The 19,399-nt window shown below is 54.6% G+C and carries 17 protein-coding genes; 5 read left to right on the top strand and 12 right to left on the bottom strand.

Annotation, left to right across the window (positions count from 1 at the left end):
- Positions 1 to 19: 19 nt before the first annotated feature.
- The 3 genes from ELY33_RS03740 to ELY33_RS03730 form a co-directional block, all read right to left on the bottom strand.
- On the bottom strand, positions 20 to 658 hold the full coding sequence (locus ELY33_RS03740; protein ID WP_126944140.1) for a C40 family peptidase: 639 nt from the start codon (positions 656 to 658) through the stop codon (positions 20 to 22).
- Between the two features lie 106 nt (positions 659 to 764).
- Positions 765 to 3,230: a DUF1266 domain-containing protein gene (locus tag ELY33_RS03735; protein WP_126944137.1), complete on the bottom strand. Its 2,466-nt coding sequence runs from the start codon at positions 3,228 to 3,230 to the stop codon at positions 765 to 767.
- Between the two features lie 268 nt (positions 3,231 to 3,498).
- Positions 3,499 to 3,741 carry a GlsB/YeaQ/YmgE family stress response membrane protein gene (locus ELY33_RS03730; protein WP_126944134.1) on the bottom strand — a complete coding sequence of 81 codons (243 nt, stop codon included), beginning with the start codon at positions 3,739 to 3,741 and terminating at the stop codon, positions 3,499 to 3,501.
- A gap of 131 nt (positions 3,742 to 3,872) precedes the next feature.
- Between ELY33_RS03730 and ELY33_RS03725 the strand changes: the two genes are divergently transcribed.
- From ELY33_RS03725 to ELY33_RS03710, 4 genes are all read left to right on the top strand, one after another.
- Positions 3,873 to 4,742 carry a D-hexose-6-phosphate mutarotase gene (locus ELY33_RS03725; RefSeq protein ID WP_126944131.1) on the top strand — a complete coding sequence of 290 codons (870 nt, stop codon included), beginning with the start codon at positions 3,873 to 3,875 and terminating at the stop codon, positions 4,740 to 4,742.
- Positions 4,743 to 4,836: 94 nt separating this feature from the next.
- The gene (locus ELY33_RS03720) at positions 4,837 to 5,025 is read left to right on the top strand and encodes a hypothetical protein (RefSeq protein ID WP_126944128.1); all 189 of its coding nucleotides are present in this window, start codon (positions 4,837 to 4,839) and stop codon (positions 5,023 to 5,025) included.
- A gap of 4 nt (positions 5,026 to 5,029) precedes the next feature.
- Positions 5,030 to 6,418, top strand: coding sequence for a YcjX family GTP-binding protein (locus ELY33_RS03715; RefSeq protein WP_126944125.1), 1,389 nt, complete (start codon positions 5,030 to 5,032; stop codon positions 6,416 to 6,418).
- A complete protein-coding gene (locus ELY33_RS03710; RefSeq protein ID WP_126944122.1) occupies positions 6,415 to 7,452 on the top strand; it encodes a YcjF family protein in 1,038 nt (345 codons plus the stop codon). Before ELY33_RS03715 ends, ELY33_RS03710 begins: the two co-directional genes overlap by 4 nt.
- A 67-nt stretch (positions 7,453 to 7,519) precedes the next feature.
- Here the strand turns inward: ELY33_RS03710 and ELY33_RS03705 are convergent, their stop codons facing one another.
- The 7 genes from ELY33_RS03705 to ELY33_RS03675 form a co-directional block, all read right to left on the bottom strand.
- The gene (locus ELY33_RS03705) at positions 7,520 to 8,641 is read right to left on the bottom strand and encodes an ABC transporter ATP-binding protein (RefSeq protein WP_126944119.1); all 1,122 of its coding nucleotides are present in this window, start codon (positions 8,639 to 8,641) and stop codon (positions 7,520 to 7,522) included.
- Positions 8,642 to 8,676: 35 nt separating this feature from the next.
- Positions 8,677 to 9,558, bottom strand: coding sequence for a carbohydrate ABC transporter permease (locus ELY33_RS03700; protein ID WP_126944116.1), 882 nt, complete (start codon positions 9,556 to 9,558; stop codon positions 8,677 to 8,679).
- Positions 9,551 to 10,465 (bottom strand): carbohydrate ABC transporter permease, encoded by a 915-nt coding sequence (locus ELY33_RS03695; protein WP_126944113.1) that lies wholly within the window; start codon positions 10,463 to 10,465, stop codon positions 9,551 to 9,553. Before ELY33_RS03695 ends, ELY33_RS03700 begins: the two co-directional genes overlap by 8 nt.
- Positions 10,466 to 10,546: 81 nt before the next feature.
- On the bottom strand, positions 10,547 to 11,842 hold the full coding sequence (locus ELY33_RS03690; protein WP_126944111.1) for an ABC transporter substrate-binding protein: 1,296 nt from the start codon (positions 11,840 to 11,842) through the stop codon (positions 10,547 to 10,549).
- 165 nt (positions 11,843 to 12,007) lie between these two features.
- Positions 12,008 to 13,480 carry an ATP-binding protein gene (locus ELY33_RS03685; protein ID WP_126944108.1) on the bottom strand — a complete coding sequence of 491 codons (1,473 nt, stop codon included), beginning with the start codon at positions 13,478 to 13,480 and terminating at the stop codon, positions 12,008 to 12,010.
- The gene (locus ELY33_RS03680; RefSeq protein WP_126944105.1) at positions 13,477 to 14,202 is read right to left on the bottom strand and encodes a response regulator; all 726 of its coding nucleotides are present in this window, start codon (positions 14,200 to 14,202) and stop codon (positions 13,477 to 13,479) included. Before ELY33_RS03680 ends, ELY33_RS03685 begins: the two co-directional genes overlap by 4 nt.
- A gap of 119 nt (positions 14,203 to 14,321) precedes the next feature.
- Positions 14,322 to 15,119 (bottom strand): HAD family hydrolase, encoded by a 798-nt coding sequence (locus ELY33_RS03675; RefSeq protein WP_126944102.1) that lies wholly within the window; start codon positions 15,117 to 15,119, stop codon positions 14,322 to 14,324.
- 335 nt (positions 15,120 to 15,454) lie between these two features.
- Here ELY33_RS03675 and ELY33_RS03670 point away from each other — a divergent pair, with 335 nt between their 5' ends.
- Entirely contained in the window at positions 15,455 to 17,404 is a 1,950-nt protein-coding gene (locus ELY33_RS03670; protein ID WP_126944280.1) for an exoribonuclease II, read from the top strand.
- Between the two features lie 92 nt (positions 17,405 to 17,496).
- Here the strand turns inward: ELY33_RS03670 and rfbC are convergent, their stop codons facing one another.
- Positions 17,497 to 18,045: a dTDP-4-dehydrorhamnose 3,5-epimerase gene (rfbC, locus tag ELY33_RS03665; RefSeq protein ID WP_126944099.1), complete on the bottom strand. Its 549-nt coding sequence runs from the start codon at positions 18,043 to 18,045 to the stop codon at positions 17,497 to 17,499.
- A gap of 3 nt (positions 18,046 to 18,048) precedes the next feature.
- Positions 18,049 to 19,395 (bottom strand): NAD(P)H-dependent oxidoreductase, encoded by a 1,347-nt coding sequence (locus tag ELY33_RS03660; protein WP_126944096.1) that lies wholly within the window; start codon positions 19,393 to 19,395, stop codon positions 18,049 to 18,051.
- Between the last annotated feature and the right edge of the window lie 4 nt (positions 19,396 to 19,399).

The raw sequence follows: 19,399 nt of genomic DNA, 5'->3' as shown, positions 1-19,399 counted from the left end.
CGAAGCTGATCGCAAACGTTTACGGCGTATAGCGGCTGCTCAGCTGAGCAAGATTGGTCGGCTCTAGCGCGCGTCGAGACTGCCAATAGTAGCGCTGCCAGTAGCTGTTATCCAAACGGGAAATCATCACCCCTCTGGAAGAGGATGCATGTAAAAAACGACCATCCCCTACATAAATACCCACATGGTTATATTGGCCTGGAGGGCGGAAGAAAACCAGATCGCCCGCCTGCAGCTCTTGGCGGTCGATCGGGCGTCCCTCATTTACTTGATCATACGTGGTGCGTGGCAACTCTAAATTAAACGAGTCACGGAAAACATTTCTTACCAAAGCAGAACAATCAATGCCTTGTTTCGAGGTACCACCAATTCGGTACGGCGTCCCCGCCCATCGCTGATGCTGTTCTAAAAGCGCTTGACGAATGATCGTAGGTGGCGGCGTCTGAAGGCTACGCAGTTGGCCAGTGGCGTTACTGACCGGGGACATGGCGAGGCTTTCACCTTTTGCCAATCCCGGCAGCGCCATTGAGAAATAATCCTCGGGTGGCTCCATGCTCTGGCCTGAGGCAGAGCCTGCACAACCAGTTAAAATAGCGACTGCAGCACAAACACTTACAACACGGACAGCGGTCACAGCGGGGTGTGGCAACGCAACCATGCGGCTAACCTCTTAATATTAAAAATGTTTAATGGAAATAACGTATGAAATAACTCACCTTTTTCGAACCAAGACTATAAGCTAATTCCCCTATGTTTGGCGAGCCTCAATGTAATACTCGCTGGTCGCCCGGTAATGTATCGATATGCAGCGGAGCAAAGTGACGTGGTTTATTGCCAGGAAAATCAAGGCTCGCCCAAGGCCCAGCCAATATGGGGGCACCACACAACCACGCGACTAACGCTTGTCGAAATCCAGCCAAAAAACTTTCTCGCTCAGGTGTTTCACCCATAAAAAACGAAAAACCGGCGTACATTCCTGCGGAATACTCTTGCCAGCCGGAATAATGATCAGCCGCCAGCTTATAAGCGCGATCCAATATGTCAGCAAAAGCTTGCCGGTCTAACCAACCAAGCTGGCGCGCGGCAATCGCGAGATCGACGAGCTGAGCAATATCCCAGGCAGCCATATCCACATCGTTGCAGCCATCTTCATTGCTTTGCACCCGGTGCAAGCGTAGCAAGTGATGGCGCTCCTCTTCAGCGCACTCCCCCGACTCTAGAATTGCAATTTCGGCGTCTAAGCGTTCAGGGTTCAGGGTGTAGGGCGCATAGTTAATCTGGTACTCCTGACGATCCCCAGACTCGAGCATGAAGCTCAAAAATTCTTGCATATCGCCAGCACTGGTTAAATGGTAATGACTCTCCACCCACTCACGGATATCGGCGCACTCTCTGGGGCTTTCCACTTGGGGTTCACTCCACACAGCGCTATTGAGCGGCCCAACCAGCGACATAGCGGTGAAGTGACTTAGCGTTGGCCTTTCGCCAGGTTCACACCAGGCATCAGAACGCCAATTCAACCAATGAAAAAGGCTACCGGGATCTTCTAAATGCCAGGCAATTTCGTTAATAAGCGAGTCGTGCTCTGGCTCTGGTAGACAGCTCTCCCAGGCAAACCATGCTTCTAATAAGCGCTTTGGGGTGGCATAAAAGCGGCACAGGCAGCTGCGCAGCGCGCTGGCATGTGTCATTAGCGGCTCACGCTCAAACAGGCTGCTATCTAGCGCCATATGCAGGTAGAACGCGAACTTCTCTGCCATATGAATAGTGGCGGCATGACGGCTAACGCCTTTTACCGCATTACGCTGTTTTAGCTCGTCAGGTGTCGGCTGACCAAAAGGTGTTTGAGAAGGTGGCATAACGCCGTGCACAGCATCGGCGGCAAGCTGATTAAGATGGTGCGCTTGAGCAGGCAACCAGTAACGCGCTAGCGCTGGATGCCCCTCGTCAGCATGCAGATCTAACGAATCCTGAAGATAAACCGCCGCATCAGCTCGACGTTGCTCAGAAATCGGTGCTGATGGATTCAATTGACGTAGCATCACATCAGGCTCTCTCACGCTAGCCAGGGCCAGCAACCAATGATGCGATGTATTTCTCCACTGTTTAATACGCTCTCGGGATGCGCTCAGCGTTGTCTCATCTAACAGCAAACTCAACTGACATTTCCACGGACTATGAGGTGCTTGCATGAGCAACTTATGCCGTTTACTGGGCGTCATACCCCGCCGATCGACCCCTTCAAACAGACTTTGGCCACGCATGTAGGCTTTCAACACTGCGTACCAATCGTGGTAGCGCCGATTTATCAAGTCAGCGGCATGCGCGGCGAGATCATCGGCCTCGACTTGGCTCAACCAACCACAGCAAGCCCCCGCCCACGCTAACTCTACCAGTCGTAGCCAGTCCCAGGCAGCCCACTCCAGTGGCTCGCCTTGGCTGACAAACGTGGTCAGTACCGGCGCATAGGGTGCATCTGCAACAGCACTCCGCTGCCACTCCTGGCGCTGAGCATGATCCATGGTGAGTAGCTCACGAGCTTCGATATCCCAGTTCTGACGCTCACCCTGGGCACTTAACCATAGCATCACTTCAAGCAACTGATCACGATCGTGAACTTGCCAGATACGCGCTAGCCACTGCGGGGCATCTGGCCAGTCAGCAGCGCTTGCCGGATAGCTGAGCACTGAGCGAAATAGTGCACATAAGCGCCATGGCTGCGCTGATGGGAGCGGTGGCCATAGCGCCTCTGGGCTGGGCAAGCGCGCCAATGCGGCTTCAAGGGCTTGCCACGTAATGCCTTCACCTTCACTTTCTAAATCCGCTAACGCTTGGCAGGCATCAATAAAGCGATCATCAGCACCGGTTTCCCACCCTTTCACACCCAGCGCTCGACGCAGGTCGGAAAGCCACGCCCGCAAGTCGCTGTAATCAGACGTAATTCGGCGCGTGATGTGATGCGCCCATGTTTGCGCCTGGGATTGTGTTAGCCAGCCTGCCGCGCCCGCTAGCGCCGCCCACTCTAGCGCTCCCAGTAGTCGGTCGGCTTCACTGGCTGGGGCATCCAGCGCAAAAAAGAGCTGATCAGCCAATTCGCCACGGTGTGCAATTCCCAGCTGTAGCAGGCGCTGTTCGGCCGCTCCCGCATCCACCGACAGCGGATGTGGCGTAAAGGCCCAATCACACAGTACGAGCTGTTGAGCCCACCAGGCATTCAGTGCATCGGCCAAAAGACACCTCTAAGAAACAGGAAGCTATTGATGAAGGCAAAATAAAAAGAGCAGCCTACAAAACGAGGCCGCTTAAAAAAAGACGCCGATATAATGACATCACTAAAATGACGCCTTTAAAGTGACGCCTTCAAAGCAACATAGTGTAACGGAAAGTGGCGCTAAGGCCGATAGAGAAGAAATGTTAAAACAGCGCTAAAACCGCGCATTTAAAACAACGCTGCCCGGCACAGGGCCGGGCAGCAAATAATCCGCTAGTTTGGCTAGACTATGCGCTTTTTACTTTACTAATTATCCATAACAGTACGACCGCACCGACGATTGCTGTCACCAACGATCCGATAAAGCCACCCGCTTGCAGACCTAACAAACTGAATAAAAACCCGCCAAGCACTGCACCAACAACACCGACGCCAATATTACCCAATATACCAAAACCGCCGCCACGCATAATGTTGCCGGCGATCCAGCCAGCTAAACCACCAATGATCAACCACGCAATAAAGCCCATAGTGCCTCCTTGAATTTCACTTTAGTAAGGGTTTTAACTGCAACGTTTTACCTACAACTGATGCTTGTCCTACCATAGCACACGGCGATACTGTTCTGCCCACTTGATGCCCGCCTTTACAAGGAAACCCTATGATTCCCGATTCTCTCAAGCAATGTCTGCTCAACGTAGACGGCCAACAACAGATAACCTGGCAAGGGCGCGACATCGTGCTATTCAAAATGGCCTGGGGAGAAATGGCGATTAGCTTACAGGGTGCCCAGGTGCTGCATTTCCAACCCACTGACGACACTGGCTGGCTTTGGGTCACTCCAACACCACAGGCACTTCCAGGAGCAATTCGTGGCGGCATTCCGCTATGCTGGCCCTGGTTTGGCGACGAGCGTTATGCCGATGAAAGCCCTGATCGTAGCGGTCCTTTCCACGGACTTGCTCGTCACGCTCAGTGGCGCTTAGACGCAGTTGATGATCATGCTGAAGGCATTGAAGTTCATCTATCTCCTGTTGATTCCCTGCACAGCCAGCTAACCGCACGGGTAGTTGTTCAAGCGAATGCTCAACGCTTGAACGTCGAGTTAATCAGCGAAAACATTGGCGAAACACCGGTCAAAACCAGCGGTGCACTGCATACCTACTTGGCTGTTAATGATGTACACCAATGCCGCTTGGAGGGATTGGCAGGAGCACGTTATCTAGACAAACTACGCGGCTTTGCCGAAGACGAACAACAGGGCATATTGGCCATTCGTGGAGCCGTAGACCGTATCTATCACACCAACGAAACCGTCGTGTTGAACGACGGGCAACGTACACTTCGTATTGCCAAACAATCCAGCGACTCCACCGTGGTGTGGCACCCCGACAGCGAGTTGCCCAGCGATACGCCTACCGAGGCGGCACGTCACTTTTTTTGCGTCGAAGCTGCCAACACCCGCTTGGATCCGGTATGGCTAGTTCCCGGTGCACAACACTTGTTAGGTACGACATTAAGCCGCGGTTAATCCTCGGTTCATCAACGCTTTGTTATCATAAACGCTTTGTTATCATTATCGCTTCGTCATCATCAATGCAGTTAATGCTTTTAAGGGAAACATAATGGATCCACAGCAATGGCTGGAGGCTGCCACGCTTGCCTTCAACCTGATTGGCATGGTGGTATGCTTAGGTGGCTTAACACTTGCGCAAAAAATGCAGCGCCGCTGGCCAGGGTATAGCATCGCTGTTGTCGGGTTTATCATCGCTACCTTACCCATGCTTTCCCAGGTTGTATTACTAAGGAATTGATAGGATGCGCCAGCCGTTAAGTCGCGAACTGAGCAATTTATTTGAGCGAGGCCGTGACCGGCAGTTAAGGCTGGCCGTAACGGGGCTGTCTCAAGCAGGGAAAACCGCGTTTCTAACGTCGCTTGTTAACCAGCTACGCCATGCCGGGGTAGAAGCTCAACTTGATTTACTGCCAGCTGCCCGTGAAGGGCGATTGCTAGGCGCACAGCGGTTAAACCAACCCGACCTTGGCGTGCCGCGTTTCCCCTATGACCCAGGCATGGCAGCGCTGCGTGATACCCCACCGCGTTGGCCAGAACCCACTCGCGGCATTAGCGAACTACGCTTACAACTGCGCTACCGCCCTGCCCGACAAGGCTGGTTCACCACAGATATTGCCCACTTAACCCTCGACTTGTTCGACTACCCCGGCGAGTGGCTGCTGGACTTACCCCTGTTACAGCACGATTTTTATAGCTGGTGCCAGGCGCAGTCACTGCATGAAGGGCCGCATCGGAAAATACTGTTCAGCGAATGGTTATCAGAGGTTGAACAACTAGACCCTGCTGCCGAAGCCGATGAAGCAAAACTAGCAGCCCTTGCTGATGCCTATGCCCAAGGCCTTCGCCGGGCAAAAAAGGCCGGATTTTCTGATTTACAGCCAGGCCGCTTTCTCTTGCCAGGCGAGTTAGAAGGTGCCCCGGTACTGCAGTTTTTTCCGCTACCTGAATTGAGTGCGCCTAAAGAGGTCCTAGAAGCCCTACCCAACACCAGTATTTACGCCACGCTTGCTGCTCGCTTTCGCTACTACCAACAGCAAGTGGTCAGGCCCTTTTATCGTGACCATTTTCGCCGCTTTGATCGCCAAATTGTGTTGGTAGATGTACTTGGCGCGCTTAATGCCGGGCCTGAGCGCTTTGAAGACCTTTCTCGCGCGCTGCGTCAGCTCATGCAAAGCTTCGATTATGGCAAGCGCAGTCTGCTAACACGCATATTTGCACCGAAAATTGATCGCCTCGCCATTGCCGCGACCAAAGCCGACCACGTGACACCGGACCAGCACGGCAATGTTGTGCAGCTGCTAGAGGCGTTACTGGCTGAGCCGCTAAAAGACCTACGCTTCGCTGACATTCCGGTCAAGGCGTTATCTCTGGCGGCCATACGCGCCACTGACGCCAGAGAAGTACTTCACGAAGGTAAGCGCACACCGGCGCTAAAAGGCACCACGCTAGAAGGCGAAGACGTACTGGTCTATCCAGGTGACGTGCCCAACCGCCTACCGAAACCCGACTTTTGGCAACAGCAGGGATTCGATTTCCCCAGCTTTCGCCCGATGTCCGTTGACAGCGAAGCGCTTTCGCACATACGCATGGACGCTGCTATCGACTGGCTGATTGGAGATAAATTGATATGAGTAACCCTCAGCCGCGCCAAGATTTCAAGTCGGATGAAACACCCGCCCCCAGCGCTGAACAGCTGCGTCAGCGTGAGAGCTTTGCCGCGACGGAATCCCATCAGCCGTTGACCACCCAAGCAGACATCAAAGCGCTTCCAGAAACGAGCCTGAGCACTCCTCGCAAACGCCGCTGGGGGTTGATGTTTGCCCTCGCGGGCGGTGCCACTTTGGGCACCGTAGAATTGGCCACCGGCATTCCAGACGCTTTATCCCAATCACAGTGGATGACCATGGCTTGGCAACTGTTTGGCATTAGCTTGATTGGTTTAGGAGGCATATCATTGTTGAAAGAGCTAAGCCGCCTTCGCCGCTTGAAACGCCACGACCGGTTACGCCACGACTTAGCCGAACTGCCACAGCGCTCTACGAAGCAGGCTCAGGCCATGGCAGAGCAGCTGAAGCGCCAGCTAAAACTGAGTGATGATGACCCACACTGGCTGGCATTTCAGCGTGCTAGCCAGCCCCACCATAGCGGTGAAGAGATACAAATGTTGCTGCGCTATCATTTGCTAGCGCCACGCGACCGGGAAGCTCAACGCCTGATCACCCGCATGTCTGGCGAAACCGCCATTATGGTGGCTATCAGCCCACTGACCTTGGTTGATATGGCACTGGTGGCCTGGCGCAGCCTTGCCATGGTCGACAGATTGTGTCGCCTTTACGGATTAGAGCTTGGTTACGCCAGCCGTCTACGGCTGTTCCGCAATGTGCTGCATAACATGGCCTTTGCCGGGGCCAGTGAATTAGCCACCGATGCCAGCATGGATATGCTGTCACTTGATTTAGCAGGCAGGCTTTCCGCCCGCGCGGGTCAAGGCTTGGCCACCGGCCTGCTGAGTGCCCGTTTAGGACTGCGCGCCCAGCGCCTGTGCCGCCCCGTGGCCTTTACAGAGGAAGAGCAACCCAAGCTGGCCGATCTGCGACAAGACCTGTGGCGGCAAATCAAACGGCTCGATAAAGACACGGCCCCCGCCACACGCTCTCAACAGTAAACACATTTGCCAAGCCGACCACCCTCCCACAAAGTAGCGCTGAATGCCGTTGTGGGAAGGTGATCGATTACGCCAAACGCTTTTCCGTCTCGGCGTCAAACAGCACTGCGCGGGCCATATCGACTCGTAGCGACAAGCGTTCGCCGGGGGCAATTGCGCATTTAGGCCCTACCCTGGCGGTAATTTCCTGCTCGCCTAGCGGCAGGCGTAGCAGAATATCGGCACCCGTTGGTTCGACGACGCTAACCTTGGCCTCCATTAACGTCCCTTCCGCCTGCTCGCTCAGCCGCACATCCTCTTCGCTGAAGTGTTCTGGTCGCAGACCAAGAATTATCGGCTTGTTCAGCTGTTCCACCAGCCCCGCTGCATTGCGTTCTGAGGGCCATGGCAACAAAACATTATCTTCATCAGGCGTGGCAATACGCAGTGCATAGCCATCGCCCGCAGCTTCCAGCGTTGCGCGAATAAAGTTCATCGACGGTGACCCCATAAAACCCGCCACAAACATATCAACCGGGTTGTTATACACCTCATCGGGGCTGCCAAGTTGCAGGATATGACCATCACGCATCACGGCAATACAGTCGGCCAGCGTCATTGCTTCAACTTGGTCGTGGGTGACGTAAACAATCGTGGTGCCCAGGCGCTGGTGGAGCTTTTTAATCTCGGTGCGCATATCCACCCGCAGCTTTGCGTCCAGGTTGGATAGCGGCTCATCAAACAGATACACCTTAGGCTCGCGGGCCAGCGCCCGCCCCATCGCCACCCGCTGGCGTTGGCCACCGGAAAGCTGGGCCGGTTTACGTTCCAGGAGGGGGAATATCTGCAGCAGATCGGCCACCCGCTCTACGGCGGCGACTCGCTCGGCTTTGGGCACCTTGCGCATTTCAAGACCAAAGCTGATGTTTTGCCGCACGGTCATGCTGGGGTACAGAGCGTAGGACTGAAACACCATGGCAATATCCCGTTCTGCAGGCGTACGCCAGGTGACGTCTTCGCCATCGATATAGATATTGCCGCTGGTGACGGGTTCAAGCCCGGCGATGGCGTTCATTAACGTGGATTTACCACAGCCGGATGGCCCCACCAAAATCAGGAACTCACCGGAATCAATTGAAATACTGACGTCTTTTAGTACTCGCTCGTTGCCGAACTCTTTGCGCACATTGTGAATTTCTAATGCTGCCATAATGAAAATCCTATTGTTATTAGGCTTTTAAAACCTTAACCCTTCACGGAGCCTGCGGTTAAACCACGCACAAAATATTTACCCGCCAGTACGTAAACCAACAGCGTCGGCAATGCCGCAATCATCATGGCGGCCGCCATATCGACGTTGTACTCGCGCACGCCAGTTGAGGTATTGACCAGGTTATTCAGCGCCACCGTGACCGGCTGTGTGTTGTGCGCCGAGAACGCCACGCCGAATAAAAAGTCGTTCCAAATCTGAGTGAACTGCCAAATCACCGACACCACGATAATCGGGGCGGAAACCGGCAATAGAATGCGCCAGAAAATTCGGAAGAACCCGGCACCATCAAGCTTCGCCGCCGACACCAGTTCGTTAGGAATCCCAACATAAAAATTGCGGAAAAATAGCGTGGTAAAGGCAATGCCAAACACCACGTGAACCAGAATCAGCCCTGCACGTGAGCTCGATAGCCCCAACCAGCCTAGGGTTTGCGCCATGGGCAGCAACACCACCTGAAACGGGATAAAGCAGCCAAACAGCATCAGCGCAAAAACCAATTCAGAACCTTTAAAGCGCCATTTAGTTAACGCATAGCCATTTAGCGCTCCTACCGTGGTGGAGATCAGCACCGCCGGAATCACAATCGCAAAGGAGTTCCAAAAATAGCCGCCAACCCCTTCACAGCGCATCCCGGTGCAGGCTTCTCCCCAGGCTTTGGTCCAGGGTTCAAGGGTTGGATTTTGCGGCAGCGACAGCAACGTTCCCGCGCTGATTTCACTTAACGGCTTGATAGAGGTCATCAGCATGACCACCAGCGGCAGGATATAAAACAGCCCCGCGATAATAAGTACGCTATAAAGCACGGCACGCAACAGCCGTGCGGCGGGGGTTTGCCGACGAATCACGTTAGCCATGTTTACGGCTCCTTAGTTCGGAGTAGAGGTAAGGAATCAAGATAGCCAAAACGCCGCCAAGCATTAACATGGCGCTGGCCGAGCCAAGCCCGATCTGGGCACGGTTAAAGGCATGGGTGTACATAAAGGTTGCTGGCAGGTCGGTGGCATAGCCAGGCCCGCCGCCGGTAAGCGCCACCACTAAATCAAAGCTTTTGATGGCGATGTGAGCCAGAATCATCACCGCGCTAAACACCACCGGGCGCAGGCATGGCATCACCACTCGCCAGTAGATGCGCGGCAGGCTAGCGCCATCCAACTGGGCCGCTTTGACAATGCTGTCGTCGACACCCCTCAGCCCGGCAAGAAACAGCGCCATCACAAAGCCAGATGCCTGCCAAACTGCGGCGATGACCAGGGTATAAATCGCCATGTCCGAGTCAACGATCCAGTCAAAGCGAAATGACTCGAATCCCCACCCCTGCACCATGGCCTGAATGCCCAACTGCGGGTTGAGTAACCACTTCCACACCACACCGGTGACGATAAACGACAGTGCCATCGGGTAGAGATAAATCGTCCGCAAAGCGCCTTCCTGACGGATTTTCTGATCCAGCAGCATCGCCAGCAAAACGCCAATCACCAGACAGATCACAATAAACAGCGTGCCAAACAGCATCAGGTTGGTGGATGCGACCCACCAGCGTTCGTTGGCCATCAGCCGAGAATACTGGCCAAAGCCAACGAAATCGTAGCTTGGCAGCATGCGTGAGCTGGTTAGCGACAGCACAAAAGTCCACAGCATGAAGCCGTAAACAAAAAATAGAGACACCGCTATAGAAGGCGCAAGCACCAAGCGTGGCAGCCAAGCTTGCAGCCAGCCAGATGCCGTCGGCCGCACAGCAGTGCGCGTCGTGGATTCACTCATGAGATAATTCCTCACCGGTCAACCGCTAGCGCCGCCGTTGCGGCAGCGCTCATTTAGTCACTTATAAAAGTGTGCGGTGGCTTAAAACGAGGCGGTTTCAGCCGCACTCACCATCCGTTTGGCGGCTTCTTCGGCAGGCATATTGGTATCGTTGAAGTAGTTGGTCACGACATCAAAAATCGCCCCCTGAACATCAGCGCGTACCGCCATCCCATGGGCCATACTAGGAACTAAACCACCTTCATCAGCGGTGCGCTGGAAGTCGGCGAGCGACTGCTTGGCACAGCTGTCGAACTCACTCATATCCAGGTCGGGCCGCGCGGGAATAGAGCCTTTGGCAAGGTTAAAAGCTTCTTGAAAAGTCGGCTCTAATACTAAACGCGCCAGGGTTTGCTGGGCATCACGTTCGGCGTCGTCGGTTACACGAAACATTGCCAAGCTATCGATGTTAAAGGTGAAGGCATCCTGAGTCCCCGGGGCAGCAGCACACAGGTAGTCTTCTCCGGCGGTCAGGCCTGCGGCGGTGAATTCACCTTTGGCCCAGTCACCCATTAGCTGAAAGCCAGCAACGCCTTCAATCACCATCGCAGTGGCAATGTTCCAATCGCGGCCTGACATACCTTGATCCATCAGCTCGCGAAGGCGTTTAAAGTCTTCTAGCGCAGCAATCATCTGCTCCCCACCTAGCGCCTCTGGGTCCAGCTCTACCAGCGCTTGCTGATAAAATTCAGTGCCCTGGCTACCCAACACGACACTTTCAAATATGGTGGCGTCCTGCCAAGCCTGGCCACCGTGGGCAAGCGGTACGAAACCGGCTTCTCGAATTGCCTCACCTGCCGCAAACAGTTCATCAAGCGTGGTCGGCATTTCAACGCCAGCGGCGTCCAGTACTTCCGGGTTGGCCCATAGCCAGTTCACCCGATGCACGTTGACCGGTACCGCCACGTACTGGCCATCATGGCGCATGATGTTAGCGACCCGCTCGGGCAGCAGTTCATTCCAGCCTTCTGCCGTTGCAACCTCATCCAGATTCCCCAACAGGCCAAGCTCGCCCCACTCTTGAATTTCAGGCCCTTTAATTTGCGCTGCGGAAGGCGGGTTGCCCGACATGGCACGGGATTTAAGTACCGTCATGGCGGTTTCACCACCGCCGCCCGCCACGGCGAAATCTTGCCAGCCATAACCTTCGGCTTCCATTAAGTCTTTGAGGACGTTAGCTGCGCGGGCTTCACCGCCGGATGTCCACCAATGCAGTACTTCCACTTCGTTGGCTTGCGTGGTGCTGGCCGCCATGGTGGTGCCAGCCACCAGGGCCAACGCGAATGCGGATTTTTTAAACGTCGGTACGTTAAGAACGGGCATATTGATACTCGGCATGAATAGCTCCTGCTGTTGTTATTGAGCTGTTGTTATTGTGCTTATGAGATGTCGCTAACGGTTAACGGCTGAACGACTCACAGCAGAGTACGCCACCCAGCCACACAACGGGAGTTACCGAGTCCTGCATAGTCTTAGCACTTTATTAAACGTGTTAGTGATTTATTACAAGTCAGTAACACTCGTTTGACGTGGAAGCGTTAAGGTGGCTACCAGCCCGCCTGTCGGGTGATTAGATAAGACAATATCGCCCCCGTGGGCACGGGCAATATGCCTGGCAATACCAAGCCCCAGGCCACTTCCACCGGTGTAACGGCTTCGAGAGGCTTCCAACCGCACGAAAGGGGAAAATACCCGGGAAAGCTGAGCGTCAGGCATACCTGGCCCGTTATCATGAATGCGCAACGTCACGACATCCGCCTGCTCTGCCACTGTCACGGTCGCCTTCTGACCATAAAACACTGCATTCTCAAGCAGGTTGGCCAAGCAGCGTTTCAACGCCAGCGGCTTAACGGTAAGTGGCGACACGGAGCCATCGAGTGACACCTCACCGCCGTGCAGGCGCAGCTCTTCGGCGATCTCCAACAGCAGCGCACTAATGTCCGTGGGCTGCGGGTCTTCATGCAGATCCAGCCCCTTCACCGAGGCCAACGCGCCTTTAACCAGTTCTGACAGCTCATCCAGCGAGGCGCAAAAACGTTCACGCTGAGCGGGGTCATCGAGCATTTCGGCACGCAGCCGTAAGCGGGTAATCGGGGTTTTAAGATCATGAGAAATCGCTGAAAACAGCCGCTCGCGCTCATCAATCTGTTCGCGAATTCGCCGCTGCATACGATTAAAGGCCGCTGCAGTGGCGGCCACTTCTTTAGGCCCGCTCTCGTTGAGTGGCGGGCTATCCAAGTCATTGCCAAGCTGGCGTGCCGCGCGGGAGAGTCGCGCCAGCGGGCGGGTCACGTTCGTAATGCCGAGCAAGGAAAGCGCCAAGACACTGAGTAACACCAGTACACCCACCAACAGGCGCTCTTCTGAAAGCCAGCGATAGCCGCTAAAAATATCCGGCACGCCAAGCAGTGTGCCCACGTAAAGCCAAGTATCAGGGGCTAGCTCCAGCTGCACCACTAAAATAGGTGGCGAAAGTGGCTCCATTAACAGGCTGTGCTGCCCCCAGCGAGGCGGCAGGTCACGCAGTAATACTTCGTTATTAAAAACGCGCAGCGTTTCCGGTCGGGAGAACTCTACCTCGACGTCATCAATGGAAAGCTGCTCGGTCAGAATCGAGCGCACATTATTCACGACAACGTCTTTTTCAGGGCCGCTGCCAATATCTTCCACAGGAATGCGCCGCTCGTTCACACTAACAAAGAAGCGCGTGCCGCCCATATTGCGTAACTGATCCAGCACAATATGGCGATAATCCACCGGCAGCGAACGGAAAAATCGCATGGTCGAGGCAATACTGAACGCCATGTTGCTGGAAAGCTCATCTAACTGTTCAAGCTGGCTGTCACGCACCTGTGATGTCCACAGTGCATAGCTGGCTGTTTGAGCGGCCAGCACACCAGCAATCATAATGATCACAAAGCGTCCACGTAGGCTACCGGGCAGCCAGCGTGCGAGCTTGCGCTTTATGCTTTTCACGAAACGGGTTCAACCCTGGCGGTCAACACATAGCCAGCTCCGCGCACGGTACGAATCAGTTGAGAGTGCTGCGCATCTTCCCCCAACCGCTGGCGCAAGCGGCATACATGTACGTCAATAGAGCGGTCCAGCGGCGGCGCATCGCGCCCACGGGAAAGGGTAAAAAGGTCGTCGCGGGTGATCACTGTACCGGGACGCTCTAAAAATACCTGAAGCAACTGAAAATCCGCTCCCGACAGCGCGGTGCGAATGTCCGCCTGATCAACCAGTTCACGCGTCATGCGGTCAAGTCGCCAATCACCAAAGCGAACCCAGCGCGACGCTTGAGTTGACGCAACCGTGGCGGCAGGACGGATTCGACGCAGTACCGCTTTAATCCGCGCTAGCAGCTCGCGAGGGTTAAAGGGCTTACCTATATAGTCATCAGCGCCTAATTCTAGCCCCAAAATACGGTCGGTATCATCGGCACTGGCAGTGAGCATAATAATCGGCGTGTCGCTGGTTTTGCGCAGTTCCCGGCAAATAGTAAAACCGTCATCTCCCGGCATCATAACGTCAACAATCAATAAGTCTGGCGTTTGCCCAACCAGTTGCTGATATAGCGACTCAGCCCCATCAGCGGTCAATACGTGATAACCGTGACGCCCTAAATAGTCTGCCAGTAGTTCGCGGATTTCCGAGTCGTCATCAACGACCATCAAGGTAGCAGGCGTGGTAGTCATGGTAGCAAAGCACCCCTGGGTTATTTTCGCTCGTTATTATCATTTTCGGGGCTAGATGATGGTGGAGTGACCACTCTATCGCAAGCGGCCATAGACCAAGGTTGCAGCAAGAAGGGTTGCTATAGCGCGAAACGTTTTACTAGCCACTTAGCAACGGCGGTTTCGCCATGATGACCAATACGCTCAGCACCGTTGATACGTTCAAATAGCTCAGGGTGGGCATTGGCCATGATCTGGGCCTCCCCTGCCAGATTAAGCATTTCAGTGTCGTTCAGGTTATCGCCAAATGCTAAGCACTCTGCTGGCGTCAGCTTTAGCCTCTCTAGCAGTGCCGTTAAGGCCACCCCTTTATTGACGCCTCCCGCCATGATTTCTAACGCGTTCGCCGTTGAGTAAGTAATATGCAGGCCGAGACCGTGAGCTTTCTGGGCCTGATGCTCCAATTGCGCTAACGCCGCCGGGTCGCCCAGATAGAGCACTTTACCAACACCGTTGGCATCCATCTCTTCCGGCGGCACGACCTCGTAAGTGAAGCCTGTCGACGCATGCAATGACAGCAGATGTGGTGCTTCGGCATCGACATGCCAACCGTTTTCACGGTAGAGGCTGAGCCGTACCTGAGGCGAGCGCGGCAACTTAATAAGCGTTTTAGCATGGGAAGGATCAAGATGTGTTGCGCTCAGCAGCCTGCCATCCGGGTCGTGGGTGTACGCCCCGTTGGTGCTGATTAAATGTACGGGAATATCCAGCTGGTCCCGGAATACACGCATATCATGGTAGTGACGGCCAGACGCCAGCGCGACATGGTGGCCCTGTTTTACCAGCGCACGCAGCACATCCACAGTACGCTCATCCAGCTGGTGGTCGCTGTCGAGTAGCGTACCGTCAAGATCGGAAACGATAAGGCGTGAGGTCATGCTGAACTCCCTTAGTCAATCGCTGCCCGACAACCGTGGGTCAGCGGTTATATATTGCTAGTGTCTTGTTCCTATGGTGCTGTCATAGCACTGCATAAAGAGATGTGTCTACTGTGTGTCTACGGTTAGCGGAGCGGGCAGCACCGAGACGGGCAGGTAACGTTTCTCTACTTCCATGATCACGCCATCGGCTAAAAAAGGCGATAACACATTCACAAGAGTGAACGTAGACCGTTGATAGTTTTGAACCAAAGCGAACTTGAGGGTAACCACGATTGGCGCAGCCTTTGGGAATCCGTATAGTGGCAGGCTACTCTCGCCAACTGATTGAACACATGCTGCAAAACAACTCCTTGCTTGCCCAGCTCAAGCAACAGATCCGTGACACCACCCCACGCGCTGAAGGGGTGATTAAAGCCACCGAGAAAGGGTTCGGTTTTCTTGAAACCGATAGCGGTGAATCCTATTTCGTGCCGCCCCCCGCCATGAAGCAGGTACTGCACGGCGATCGCGTCGAGGCGGTGATCCATGAAAATGGCGATAAAAAGTCCGTTGAGCCTGAAAAGCTGATTGAAGCTGGGCTTGATCGCTTTGTTGCCCGTGTTCAGAAGCGCGAAGACCGTTTAGCCGTTGTGCCCGACCATCCGTCGATTCGCAACGTGCTCAAGGCGCGCATTAAGAACAGCTTGGATGAAGCCACCATTGCTGATGGTGACTGGGTTGTCGCCCGGCTGGTACGCCACCCGCTGAAAGAGAAAGATCGCGGCTTCTTTTCACAAATTGATGAACTGGTGGCAAAGTCAGACGACCCTGCTGTTCCGTGGCGCGTCACCCTTGCCCGCCATGCGCTGGAACAGGAATGCCCTGATGCCGGTACCGAATGGCCACTGCATGACGAGGGACTGACGCGTGAAGACCTCACGGCACAGCCCTTCTTCACCATTGATGGCGAAAAAACCCGCGATATGGACGACGCGTTACACGTGGAAGCGTTGGAAAACAGTGGCTGGCGACTAAGCGTTGCGATCGCCGACCCGACGGCCTACGTTGAGGAAGGCCATGCGGCCGATCTTGAAGCGCGTACGCGTGCTTTCACGGTTTACTTGCCCGGCCAGAACGTGACGATGCTGCCTGAGCAGCTGGCAGATGACCTCTGCTCGCTATGGGAAGGTCAGGATCGCCCTGCTCTCGCCTGCTCGCTGGATATTAATGCCGATGGCAGCCTAGGTGATTACCGTTTCTTTGCGGCTAACGTGAAATCCCACGCCAAACTCGCCTATGACCGCGTTTCCGACTGGATTGACGGTCAAGGTGACTGGGCTCCCGCCGACAATATCGCTGAACAGTTAAAAGCACTGCGCGATTTGACCGAGGCGCGGACTGCGTGGCGCAATGAACACGCCCTGGTGTTCAAAGATCGCCCTGATTACGCTTTCGACCTGGACGACGCGGGCAACGTATTAGGAATTCGCACCGAAGATCGCCGTATCGCTAACCGTATGATTGAAGAGTCGATGATTGCCGCCAACGCTTGCTGTGCGGATTTTCTCGCCAAACATATCGGCCACGGCATCTTCAATGTGCACCGCGCCTTTGAACCAGAAAAAGCCGAATCTGCTCAAGAATTCTTGGCGACCCAGGAAATCGAGGTCGCTCAGGAAGCACTGACTGAGCTGGCTCATTACAAAGAGCTCAAGCGCGCCCTGGAAAGCCGTGATGATGCCTGGTTGGACGCCCGCCTGCGTCGCTTCCAAGGCTTCACCAGCATGTCAGCCCAACCTGGCCCGCACTTTGGCCTAGGGTTACCGGCTTACGCCACCTGGACGTCGCCGATTCGTAAATATGGCGATATGGTCAACCACCGCTTGATTAAGCGCGTGCTTAAAGGTGAACAGGCGCCTGCAGAAGCCAGCCAGCAGCTCACTGAGCAACTTACCGAGCGTCGCCGCCTGAACCGCATGGCAGAGCGTGACGTAAAAGATTGGCTCTACGTGCGCTACTTAACGCCAGCTGCTCAGAATCAGGACACCTTCGATGCGGAGATCATGGCGATCAACCGTGGAGGGATGCGGGTTCGCCTACTGGAGAACGGTGCCACCGCTTTCGTACCCGCCCCACTGATGCACAGTGATCGAGCCAAAGTGGTGATTGACGACAAAGAGGGGCGCATTCAGATCGAAGGCAAAGAGCGCTACAAGTTGGGCGATCCGCTTCGTGTGGTACTCACCGAAGCCCGTGAAGAGACCCGCTCGCTGGTGGCAAAGCCGACGGCGGCTGATTCCTAGTCGATCGCTAGGCATCACTAGTAAGGGGCAGCGATGACGCTGCCCCTTTTTTTTGTGGGCACGGTTTGGCTGATTGCTAATGTCCCTGAAGGTTAAAAAAGGGCTTCGCTTCGCTCGCTGATTAAGGGCCAGTTAGCGTCTTTTTCAGACACTACCGTGGGCGGAATCGGCCAATCGATCGCGAGAAGTTCATCGTTATAGCGCAAGCCGCTTTCAGCCTCTGGATGATAAGCTGCCGAAACCAAATAGCTAACTTCAACATCATCGGTCAGCGTCTGAAAAGAGTGCGCAAAGCCTGGCGGCACATAAAGTTCGTGACGGTTTGCATCGGACAACTCAAACAGTTGATGTTGTAAATACGTTTTTGAATCCTTGCGAATATCAACGATAACATCGACGATCGCGCCTTTAAGGCAGCGTACTAACTTGGCCTCGGAATGCGGCTGCCGTTGAAAATGCAGCCCTCTTAACGTTCCCCGCTGGGCAGAATAGGAGGTGTTTTGCTGCACAAAGTCCCCCTGTAGACCATGGCGCTCAAACTCGAAGCGACACATGGTACGCGCAAAAAAACCACGTTCATCCCCCCGTGGTTCAAGCTCAATCAACCTGGCATCCTGAAGATTCGTTTGATGAAAAAACATATTTTACTCCGTGAAAGTAGCAGCGACGCCCGATAATGACTCCGGGGCAAACATGGCTTCCTGCTCGGCATAAAGACGGTCAATCAAGCGCCCTGGGGGTATACGTACATCATCAAACGTCAGCGGCGTATCCTTTTCCACTTGACCGACTATCTGACAGCCCAACGCCAATCCAATAGGCAGCAATCGCTCTTTGCGTATTACCTCAATATTTTCCGCCACACCATAGACTTCGAAACCGCCGAGCTCTTCAATGACCTCCCCATTCCGAAGGGTTTTCTTGGCCATAGCGATGACGCCTACGTTTGGACCACCTAAGGGAGTTAACACAGGATCACGAAACAGTACGGCGCGAGCAACTGAGGTGGGCACTTCGAAATGACACAAATGATACGGCGTCGTAAAGCAGTAATAAGGCCCCTTGCCCATCTTGTAGAGGTCGAGGTAATGCCGCTGGCGAGGGCTTTCGATAGTCCCTAGCACAAACACGCCCGGCCCCGGCTGCGCCCCTACGACATAATCAACCAATCCCGGCCCCTCTGGGCTCAGGTAAGGCTCGAATGCCGACATTGCTTGCTCGATGGGTACTAGCGCTCCACCGGGCACGCCGCCGGAAAAATCAGGACCAATCATGCCGCGCTGCGCCACTCGCATGCCGGTGCCGTTGGCTACAATCGCTTGTTCAAACGATATCTTAGTGCCATCAGCAAATGAGGCCACCATGGCGGGTTTTTGCCCCCAGCGTTTAGCAAAGCTTTCTTGGGTGGCTGGGTTGCGATAAGGGTCATGCAGGCCCTTTATATTGCCGCACAGCACAGGCTTTACTCCCAGGCCAGCGACGAATCGGTAGAGATTCATCTCTACGCCAGGCTGATCCCCGTCGGCAAAGCTGTAAATAACCCCTATCGCATCGGCTTTTGCTTTCAAAATAGGGCCGATCGTCCCATCGAGTTCCGCATTCATCTGAATAACATCTTTGCCACTCTCCAACGCTGCCAACACGACATGCGCCGCGAACTCCAGTGAGCCGGTGACCTCGATAATCGCATCCAGCCCTTCAGCGCGCGCCAGTGCAACGGCATCGTCGGTGACTGCCGGACGCCCAGCTGCAATGGCTGCTTCTAGTTTCTGCTGGGTATCACAGACAACTGGCTCACTATCGGTTTGATGAAAGACGTTAACTGCGGCGTCCAAGTGACGATTAGCGATAGCACAAAGACGCATTCCAGGTGTAGCGGTCATGATCTGAAGGCCGATTCCGCTGGCTTGAAATCCTGCCCCGACTAACCCGACTCGAATGGGATTTCCTTGCGCCTCTCGTTTGGCAAGCGCTGTATCGACAATAATCATCGGA

This window comes from Vreelandella andesensis, assembly GCF_003989795.1.
GTDB classification, from domain to species: domain Bacteria; phylum Pseudomonadota; class Gammaproteobacteria; order Pseudomonadales; family Halomonadaceae; genus Vreelandella; species Vreelandella andesensis.
The sequence above is the reverse complement of the archived record's forward strand: the minus strand, read 5'-3'. Positions and strand labels throughout refer to the sequence as shown.